This window comes from Candidatus Burkholderia verschuerenii (genome assembly GCF_001189365.1).
Lineage (GTDB): Bacteria > Pseudomonadota > Gammaproteobacteria > Burkholderiales > Burkholderiaceae > Caballeronia > Caballeronia verschuerenii.
In genome coordinates, this window is record NZ_LFJJ01000223.1 from 1 (window position 1) to 8,892 (window position 8,892).

Genomic DNA, 8,892 nt, shown 5'->3' on the forward strand with positions numbered 1-8,892 from the left:
CATCGGCGAAGTTCCAAACTCCCAGGAAACCATTCAGATCAATATTGCTTCTGGGAGTTCTGGGAAACACGATCTTCCGGCGGCCCCTTGCCACCCTTGACTTCGACTAATTCTGAAGGGCCGACGAAGTACGCGCCCGCCGGCGCTTCGTCGACGATCGCGTCCGGCAGATCGGTGGCTTCGATCTGCACGTTCGCCGGGACTTCGTCGGGAAAGAGTTCGTCGCGCGCATCGACCCATTGCACGACGCACGGCAGCGTGCCGAGCACGTTCACGAGCGCGTGGCCGACGTGGCCCGCGCCGAACAGGACGACGTGCATCATGAGCGTGCGCTCCTCACGGCATTGACCGCTTTCAGCACTTCTTCGGCGGTCGCGGGCGCATTCAGCGGCGGATTGATCTTGTGATCGCCGACGGCGGACACGGCATCGCGGATCGCGAAAAACACCGAGAACGGCAACAGCAGCGGCGGCTCGCCCACAGCCTTTGACCGATGAATGCTGTCCTCCGCGTTGCGATTCTTGAACAGATTGACGCGGAAATCCGCCGGCATATCGTTGATGGTCGGAATCTTGTAGGTGGACGGCGCATGCGTCATCAGCTTGCCCTTGTCGTTCCACCACAGTTCTTCCGTCGTGAGCCAGCCCATGCCCTGCACGAACGCGCCTTCGACCTGACCTATATCCAGCGCCGGATTCAGCGATGCGCCGACATCATGCAACGCGTCCGCGCGCAGCACGCGCATTTCGCCGGTGAGCCTGTCGATCACCACTTCCGACACGGCCGCGCCGTACGAGTAGTAGAAGAACGGGCGGCCCTGCATCGTCGCCTGATCCCAGTAGAGCTTGGGCGTCGCGTAGAAGCCGTCGGACCACAACTGCACGCGCGCGAGATACGCCTTCTGCACGATTTCGCCGAACGGAATCGCGTCATTGCCGACGATCACGCGGTCGTTCGCAAAGCGCACTTGCTCCGGCGTCACCGTGCCGCCGCCGAACTTTTCCGCCGCGAATTTCGCGAGCCGTTCGCGCAACTGGCGCGCGGCATCCTGCGCGGCCTTGCCGTTCAAATCCGTTCCCGTCGATGCCGCCGTCGCCGACGTATTCGCGACCTTGCTCGTGTCCGTCGCGGTCACGCGCACGCGCTCGAAATTCACGCCGAGTTCATGCGCGACGACCTGCGCGACCTTCGTGTTCAAACCCTGGCCCATTTCGGTGCCGCCATGATTCACGAGCATCGAGCCATCGGTGTAGATGTGAACCAGCGCGCCCGCCTGATTGAAGTGCGTCACGTTGAACGCGATGCCGAACTTCACCGGCGTCAGCGCGAGGCCCTTCTTCAGCACTTCGTTGTTCGCGTTGAACTCGTTGATGGCCGCGCGACGGCGGCGATAGTCGCTCGTCTCTTCGAGTTCGGCGATCAGTTCATGAATGACGTTGTCTTCGACCGTCTGACCGTACGGCGTCTTGTTGTTCTCCGTCTTGCCGTAGAGATTCGCGCGGCGCACGTCGAGCGAATCGCGGCCGACCGAACGCGCCACGTTATCCATGATGTATTTGATCGCGAACGCGCCCTGCGGCCCGCCGAAGCCGCGAAACGCGGTGTTCGACTGCGTGTTGGTCTTGCCGCAATAGCCTTCGATCTTCACGTCGGCGAGCCAGTACGCGTTGTCGAAGTGGCAGACGGCGCGCGTCATCACCGGGCCGGACAAGTCGGCGGAGAAGCCGCAGCGCGAGGTCATATCGACGGCGACGCCATCGATCTTGCCGTCGTCGTCGTAACCGACTTCGAAGTCGTAGATGAAGTCGTGGCGCTTGCCGGTGATTATCATGTCGTCGTCGCGGTCCGGACGCAGCTTGACCGGGCACAGCAGCTTCCATGCGGCGAGCGCCGCGCAGCACGCGAAAATGCCCGATTGCGATTCCTTGCCGCCGAATCCGCCGCCCATGCGACGGCATTCCACCAGCACGTTATGCGAATGCACATTGAGCACATGCGCGACGAGATGCTGCATTTCGGTCGGATGCTGCGTCGAGCAATAGACGTGCATGCCGTCGTCGTCTTTCGGCACGGCGTAGGCGATCTGGCCTTCGAGATAGAACTGTTCCTGGCCGCCGAGCTTCATCGCGCCGCGTTCGTGGTGCAGCGCCTTCGACATGCGGCTTTCGGCATCGCCGCGCGACAGTTTCAGCGGATTCAGCACGTACGATTCGGCCTTGCGCGCGTCGGCGGGCGTGAGCACGGGAACCAGGTCTTCGAACTCGATGGTCGCGCGCCGCGCGGCAAGTCGCGCGATATCGTGCGATGTCGCGACGACGATGAACATCGGCTGCCCGACGAACTGCACGATGCCCGCAGCGAGCACCGGATCGTCGTGGATAATCGGGCCGCAGTCGTTCACGCCGGGAATATCCTCGGCGGTGAAGACGGCGAGGACGCCCGGCGTCGCGCGCACGGCGTCGAAGTTCATCGACAGGATTTTGGCGTGCGCCTTCGGGCTGGTGCCGAGCGCGGCGTGCAGCGTGCCCGCGACGATCGGAATGTCGTCGGTGTAGCTCGCGCGGCCGCTCACATGCAAGTGCGCCGACTCGTGCGGGCGCGACACGTGAACCTGCTTGAAATTCTCGACATCGTTGGCGAGGGATTGGGCTTCGGGCGAGAAAGGCTTCGTCTTGCTGATTCATGATGGTGTCCTCTCTTACTTCGCTTCGACCAGTTCGATGGCGCGTACATCCAGCTTCGATTTATCGAGCGGATTCTGCTGACGCGTCTCCAGCCAGAAGCGGTACAGCAGGCTCTTGGCCGTATCCAGACGATAGTCGCTGCTCGCGCGCATGTCGGTGAGCGGCGCGTAGTCGTTGCCGAGCGCGATCATCGCGGCTTGCGCGGTGGCTTCGTGCCAGTGCGCATCGGCGAGCACGGCCCGCGTGCGATGCGCGCTTCGGCGTCGCCGCCATGCCGCCGTAGACGAGACGCGGCTCGCGAATCGCGTCGCCGTCCGCGATAAACGAATACGCGGCGTAGACGGCGGAAATATCGGAGTCGAAACGCTTCGACAGCTTGTAGGCGCGGAATTGCAGCTTGGCGCGCTGGCCCGTGCGCGTCGGCACGCGAATGGCGGCGACGAACTCGTTCTCCGCCATGTCCTTCTTCTGATACGCGATGTACAAATCTTCGAGCGGCATTTCGCGCAGACCGTTCACGCTTTGCAGCACGACGCGCGCGTTCAGCGCGATCAGGCCGGGCATCGAATCGCCGATGGGCGAGCCGTTCGCGACGTTGCCGCCGAGCGTGCCCGCATTGCGGATCGGCAGCGACGCGAAACGCTGGCGCGTCTCTTCGAGTTCCGGATAAATCTTCACGAGCTCCGCATACGCGCGATCCACCGACACGCCCGCGCCGATCTCGATCCAGTCTTCCGTCGTCTCGACGTGCTTGAACGACTCGATCTGCCCGATATAGACGATATCGCCCAGATCGCGCAGTTGCTTGGTCACCCACAGACCGACGTCCGTGCTGCCCGCGAGAATCCGCACGTTTGGGTTCGCGTCCTTCAGCGCGGCGAGCGCCTCGGCGGTGCGCGGCGCGTCGAACTGGCGGCCGTTCGCTTCGTAGTGGAAGGTTTCCTCGCGCTGGATGCCGTCGAGCGTGCGCGCGAGCGCCGGAATGTTCAGCGGCGCGAGCGGCGCGTGATCGAACATCTGTTCGGCAGCGTCAATGATCGGCCGATACCCCGTGCAGCGGCACAGATTGCCCGTCAGCGTGTTGCTGATTTCCTCGCGCGTCGGACGGGTTTTCTCACACGCGCCGGCGCAGCCGGTCGTCGTATGACCGTGCTTTTCGTAGAGCGCGAACATCGACATGGCGAAACCGGGCGTGCAGAAGCCGCACTGCGAACCGTGGCAATCGACCAGCGCCTGCTGCACCGGATGCAACGTGCCGTCCGGCTGACGCAAGTCTTCGACGGTGAACAGCGCGCGGCCGTCGAGCGTCGGCAGAAACTGGACGCACGCGTTGACCGCCTTGAACACGACGCCGCCCGCGCCATCCGGCTCGCCGATGACGACCGTGCACGCGCCGCAGTCGCCTTCCGCGCAGCCTTCCTTGGTGCCGGTGCAGCGCGCGTCTTCGCGCAGGTATTGCAGGACGGTGCGCGTCGTGGACGTGCCGCTCACTTCCTGGATCGCGTTGCGGTGATAGAAGCGGATCGGCTGATTCATGGACCTGTCTCGGGGCTCTTCGATGCTTTTCTGCTGGTTGCGCGGGATGCGCAGCCGGTGGCATGCGCGACGACTTTGGGGCGTTCCGGGGGCGTCGGCCGGGTTTGATCAGACCGAAAACGCCGTTTTCAGAATAGTCCTGTCGCGTCGATGGTTCAAAAGCTATCACCGCCAAAATCCGTAACCCATAGGCGACATTGCATGTACGACATACTCTCACCCCGATAAGCCGCCGAAGCCTTATCCAGCAAGGCTCCGCGCGATGCCATCCGATCGTTCGGACAGGCGATTTGTCCCATCCGGTTACAAAACGAGCGCGACGATGCACTGCAACATATGTGACAATCATGCCTTCGTGCCGAATTCAAGCCCGCAATTTCCCTATGTCCTCCGAGTCCCGCTCCGCCGCCGCGCCGAAAGGCGATCTCGCCGTCACGCTGCGCATCCTTCCGGTCGTCCTGTACACGTTCCTTTACTATCTGACCATCGGCATTCCGCTGGCGGTGCTGCCGGGCTTCGTGCATACGGACCTGGGCTACGGCTCGGTGATGGCGGGCGCGGCGATCAGCGTCCAGTATTTCGCGACGCTGATGTCCCGGCCGCTCGCCGGACGCACCGCCGACACGCTCGGCCCGAAGAAAACGGTGCTCTACGGACTCGCGGCGTGCGCGGTCAGCGGCGTGCTGCTGTTGATGTCGGCATTGGCGGCGCAATGGCATGTCGTCAGTCTCGTGCTGCTGGTGATCGCGCGTCTGGTGCTCGGTTTCGGCGAAAGCTGGATCGGCACGGGATCGATCACGTGGGGCATCGGGCGCGTCGGCGTGACGAACAACGCCAAGGTGATTTCGTGGAACGGCATCGCCACTTACGGGGCGCTGGCCATCGGCGCGCCGCTGGGCGTGGCGATCGATCACTCCATCGGCTTTGCATCGCTCGGGCTGATCGTGGTCGCGCTCGGCGGGCTCGGCTACTGGCTCGCGACGCGCATGGACAGCGTGCCGATCGTGCATGGCGAGCGGATGTCGTATCGCAGCGTGTTCTTCCGCGTGCTGCCGCATGGACTCGGATTGGCGCTCGGATCGGCGGGTTTCGGCTCCATCGCGACCTTCATCACGCTGTTCTACGCGGCGTACAACTGGCCGCACGCGGCGTTGTCGCTGACGGTATTCGGCACGACGTTCATCGGCGCGCGTCTGTTGTTCGCCAACACGATCAAGACTTTCGGCGGCTTCCGCGTGGCGATCGCGTTGTTCGCGTGCGAGTGCGTCGGCCTGCTGTTTCTGTGGCTCGCCGCCGATCCGCATTTCGCGCTGATCGGCGCGGCGCTGACGGGCTTCGGCTTCGCGCTGGTGTTTCCGGCGCTGGGCGTCGAGGCAGTCGGCCTCGTGCCGCCGACGAGCCGTGGCGCGGCGCTGTCGGCGTATTCCGTGTTTCTGGATTTGTCGCTCGGGCTGACGGGGCCGCTCGCGGGCTATGTCGCGGGTGAGTTCGGGTACGGCTCGGTGTTCCTGTTCGCGGCGATGGCGGCGGCTGCGGCGGTGGCGTTGTCGGTGGCGCTTTATATGCGTGCGGGACGTGGGGTCGGTGGGCCGGCGACGGCTTGAGGATGCCTTTGGCATCGACCGCGCACTGACATTCGGCCAAGGAAGGCGATATTTCCGAAAAACAATCTCGGTCTTGTCGCTTTCCGTGCGTCCAGCTCCTTGAATTTCAAGCGTTTCGTTTATCGCGTCACGGGTTCGATCTGAACCGTTGCCTCCAGGCATCGATTATCTGCGGTAAAAATCCTGCATCGAGTTTGTTCTGCGCATCGCCCGCATGCGCGCCTCGATGATCAGGATACCGAATGACGAATCGAATTCACCGTCTGACGTGGCACGATGGGATCGAACTGCTGGACGCGCGCCTAAAATGCCATCCGTTCGGCCGGCATAGCCACGACGCCTACGCGATCGGTGTGGTCGAACGTGGCGTGGGCGGCAATTTTCAACGCGGCGAGAAAAGAGTGCTGCCGCCCAATACGCTTTCGCTGATGTCTCCGGACGAACCACACGACGGTTTCGCAATCAGCGACTCGCTGCAATACAAGGTGATTTATGTCAGCGAAGCGTCGATGCGGCATCTCCTCGGCACCGAAACGCTTCACGGTTTTGTCGAGTACACGGCAATCGATGCCGATGGAATCGTCTCTTCGTCGTTGCAAGCCATCCATGCGCAACTGACAACGAAGCGTCACGCCGGCTGGCGATTGGCGGTCGATTCCGACATCACGTCCATGCTCGAAACCCTGATGCAACGTCATTCGAAGACGCGAATCCGTGCCGCGGGAAAAGAGCCGCGCGCTGTCACCGTCATCAAAGACTATCTGGATAGTTTGAGCGCCCTACCGACGCGCGGCTCCAACTGCAATCTCGAAGATTCGGTCACGCTGCAAACGCTCGCCGATATGGTCGGCCTCAAACCCAACTACATGCTGGCCGTTTTCACTCGACACGCCGGCGTTTCCCCGTACGCTTACTGGATGGCACGCACGGCGTATCGAGTTAGCCAAGCGAATGCTGGCGCAAGGCCAAAGCATCGTGCACACCGCGCTCGGGCTGGGCTTTTACGATCAGTCGCACTTCTCTCGCACGTTCAAGAAATTTACCGGCACGACGCCGGGAAAGCTCATCGGCCATTAGCCTTTTCCGAACAACTCTGCCAGGAATCCAATAATCGACACGACCAGAAATGCGGCCATCGACAGATTGAAGATTCTCATTCGCCCTTGTTTCTTCGAAAAAGACGCCCCGACGCAACACCAGGCAAACAGCGACGGAAAGCAGATTGCGAAGAAGATGCCGCAAAAGGCGACGAGCGCCGCGCCGTAGTTCTGGCTATTCGACACATAGACCGAGATGGCCGACATCGACACGAACCACGCCTTGGGGTTCACGTACTGGGCGACGACGCCGGACCACACGCCTGGCGGTCGTTGCTGCGCGTATTCGCTGACGTCGACCATGGATACCCTGGCGATTTTCCACGCGATATACAGCATGTAAGCGCAGCCGATGAGTCCCAGCACCCGCTCGACCCACGGAAACGCCAGGATGACCGTGCTGAGACCCGAACCGGTTAAGGCGAGGATCGAGACGAAGCCGATCGTCGCGCCCAGGACGTATGGAATCGTTTTGCCCGCTCCGAATTTCGCGCCGGCCATGGCGGACACGATATTGACGGGGCCCGGGCTGGCAGAAGTCGCGAGGGCGAAACCGGCCATCGCGATCAAGGTGTTCGCGGAATTTTCGTACATTAGGTGGTTAGATCGCTGTCTAGGACTTCGCCGACGCCATCGAAATAAAATTTCTTTTGCAGATCGACTGCGTAGTACCGTTTGGGTTGAATCGTTCCATCCAGGCTATATCCGGCGTAATCCTCCCAAAATCCAATTTTGTTCTCGCGCGTGACTTCGATCCTACCGAGCGCCTTGACGCACTTGTACAAATACAGGCCGAAGTCGATAAACCTCAACGGGAAGCCGTTTTCCAGTGGTAGCTGCTCGCCGTCTACCCTTAAAGCAAGCAGCGCGTCGTGCTCGATCGCGGATTTGAGATGTACTGTCGAGTCGTAGACGCCCTTTTCTGTTCCGTGACTTAACTGACGGATGTACAGCGCCGGATCTTCCACTTCAACGCCAGCCAGAGCTAGAACGTCACGCAATAGCACGCCTTCCCAATATCGTTTGATACTCCACAGACAAACGCAAACGTTCCTTCGATGAGCAGAGGTCGTCGGCAAGCTCAGCAGATCGTCATAACTCAACGCGATTTCGCGAGATACTTCGCCACAGATGGTTAATCGCCAGCTATCGACGTCGATCGGCGCCGGCCCCTCTTGAAAGTATCGTAACGACGACGGCTTCTTTTCGAAATATGGTGTTTTGTTATTCAACGTGACCACCATCATCTTTATTGAGGACACAACGAATACCAACGATGTTGTCTCGCATTTCCGGCGAATAGTAATCTCTGCTGGCGCAGCGAAGGCAATCTTCGTCATGCAGGCCAGATCCGCCCTTCACGATATGCGGATCAATTTCGCGACTAAGATGCACGGGATTGTTTCGATAAAAATCCCAGCCATAGTTCTCAGAGTTGTTATCGATACACCATTCATTCAAATTACCTGCCATGTCATGACATCCCACGCGGGAAATACCGAGCGGATGAGCAAATACAGAGGTATTTTGCCGTCGCAATTCTGCAGGCTCGCAGCCTGGAGCATAGTTCGCCAGTCCATTGTCGGGATCGGCATCGCCCCACGGATAAACTGCTTGGCCGCGCCCAGCCGCGTATTCCCATTGCGCTTCGGTAGGAAGATCTTTTCCCTCAAATTTCGCGAACGCTAGCGCCTCCCACCACGAGACGCCGGTAACAGGCTGTTCCGGCTGATTCCATGCCTTATCATGCCAGTAGAGCGGTGCCTTGATCTGCCGTTGCTGAATAAATGACCACCCTAATTCCGTCCAGAGATCGCGGCGACAATACCCATCGATCTCGATGAATTTCAGTTGTGTGCGTCAAGTTGTGCAGAAATCGGATGCCGGTGGTTTCAGTTGATCCTTCTGTGCGACGTGCGGCGCGAAGGGCGTAGCCCGCAGCGCCGAACGCCGCGCGGCCGCTATGCAGCA

At 60.9% G+C, this 8,892-nt stretch carries 6 protein-coding genes and 3 pseudogenes; 3 read left to right on the forward strand and 6 right to left on the reverse strand.

Annotated features, from left to right (window positions below):
- Nucleotides 1-122: 122 nt before the first annotated feature.
- The 3 genes and pseudogenes from BVER_RS25565 to xdhA form a co-directional block, all read right to left on the reverse strand.
- A pseudogene (locus BVER_RS25565) lies at nucleotides 123-323 on the reverse strand (xanthine dehydrogenase accessory protein XdhC); the annotation flags it as partial.
- Nucleotides 320-2,605: a xanthine dehydrogenase molybdopterin binding subunit gene (gene xdhB / locus BVER_RS25570; RefSeq protein WP_370444276.1), complete on the reverse strand. Its 2,286-nt coding sequence runs from the start codon at nucleotides 2,603-2,605 to the stop codon at nucleotides 320-322. The pseudogene BVER_RS25565 and the gene xdhB, both read right to left, overlap by 4 nt.
- Before the next feature lie 93 nt (nucleotides 2,606-2,698).
- A pseudogene (gene xdhA, locus BVER_RS25575) lies at nucleotides 2,699-4,220 on the reverse strand (xanthine dehydrogenase small subunit).
- A gap of 383 nt (nucleotides 4,221-4,603) precedes the next feature.
- On the opposite strand from xdhA, the gene BVER_RS25580 reads away from it, so the two are divergent.
- The 3 genes and pseudogenes from BVER_RS25580 (at nucleotide 4,604) to BVER_RS30670 (ending at nucleotide 6,901) form a co-directional block, all read left to right on the forward strand.
- A complete protein-coding gene (locus tag BVER_RS25580; RefSeq protein WP_050455648.1) occupies nucleotides 4,604-5,824 on the forward strand; it encodes an MFS transporter in 1,221 nt (406 codons plus the stop codon).
- 242 nt (nucleotides 5,825-6,066) lie between these two features.
- A pseudogene (locus BVER_RS36025) lies at nucleotides 6,067-6,423 on the forward strand (AraC family ligand binding domain-containing protein); the annotation flags it as partial.
- Nucleotides 6,424-6,757: 334 nt separating this feature from the next.
- Nucleotides 6,758-6,901 carry a helix-turn-helix domain-containing protein gene (locus tag BVER_RS30670; RefSeq protein WP_269750806.1) on the forward strand — a complete coding sequence of 48 codons (144 nt, stop codon included), beginning with the start codon at nucleotides 6,758-6,760 and terminating at the stop codon, nucleotides 6,899-6,901.
- Here BVER_RS30670 and BVER_RS25590 read toward each other — a convergent pair.
- From BVER_RS25590 to BVER_RS30675, 3 genes are read right to left on the reverse strand one after another with little or no spacing between them, the layout of a single operon-like run.
- Nucleotides 6,898-7,482: a LysE family translocator gene (locus BVER_RS25590; protein ID WP_232316769.1), complete on the reverse strand. Its 585-nt coding sequence runs from the start codon at nucleotides 7,480-7,482 to the stop codon at nucleotides 6,898-6,900. The two genes, BVER_RS30670 and BVER_RS25590, sit on opposite strands and share 4 nt — an antisense overlap.
- Before the next feature lie 32 nt (nucleotides 7,483-7,514).
- Entirely contained in the window at nucleotides 7,515-8,261 is a 747-nt protein-coding gene (locus tag BVER_RS25595) for a molybdopterin-dependent oxidoreductase (protein ID WP_198155362.1), read from the reverse strand.
- The gene (locus BVER_RS30675) at nucleotides 8,146-8,772 is read right to left on the reverse strand and encodes a formylglycine-generating enzyme family protein (protein WP_083452352.1); all 627 of its coding nucleotides are present in this window, start codon (nucleotides 8,770-8,772) and stop codon (nucleotides 8,146-8,148) included. The genes BVER_RS25595 and BVER_RS30675 overlap by 116 nt, the downstream gene beginning before the upstream one ends.
- Nucleotides 8,773-8,892 lie beyond the last annotated feature (120 nt).

Coding starts and splice junctions, on each gene's coding strand:
- BVER_RS25580 (WP_050455648.1), top strand. CDS start 4,604: ATGTCCTCCGAGTCCCGCTCCGCCGCCGCGCCGAAAGGCGATCTCGCC.
- BVER_RS25590 (WP_232316769.1), bottom strand. CDS start 7,482: ATGGCCGGTTTCGCCCTCGCGACTTCTGCCAGCCCGGGCCCCGTCAAT.
- BVER_RS25595 (WP_198155362.1), bottom strand. CDS start 8,261: ATGACGAAGATTGCCTTCGCTGCGCCAGCAGAGATTACTATTCGCCGG.